1 protein-coding gene is annotated in these 276 nt (G+C 45.3%); it reads left to right on the plus strand.

From position 1 onward, the window contains the following. Nucleotides 1–275, plus strand: a 275-nt coding sequence (locus R0J87_RS20085; RefSeq protein WP_498888455.1) for a hypothetical protein, incomplete at its 5' end; no start/stop codon positions are given. Between the last annotated feature and the right edge of the window lies 1 nt (nucleotide 276).

The raw sequence follows: 276 nt of genomic DNA on the forward strand, positions 1-276 counted from the left end.
TTGTAGTCACTGAGGTGGAAGAAACTCAATTACCTGTGATTGACCGCATCCTTGAAATAGAGGAAGCATTGACGCGAGTAACAGACAAGCGTCTTAAAGCCATTAGGCAGAAACACGACATAATGAAAACTATGTCAGAGCATGAATTGAGGCTTCGTGGTCTCGATCTTGCAAACCGAACGAGAGAAGCAGAGCTGGAGCGGATCACCGCACGTCCTGTTGATGACTCTGTACAGATAACGATTAAGCGAGCAAAGAATAAAGGTGATGGCTGAT

This window comes from Halomonas sp. SIMBA_159, assembly GCF_046536035.1.
In the GTDB taxonomy this organism is placed as follows: domain Bacteria; phylum Pseudomonadota; class Gammaproteobacteria; order Pseudomonadales; family Halomonadaceae; genus Vreelandella; species Vreelandella venusta_A.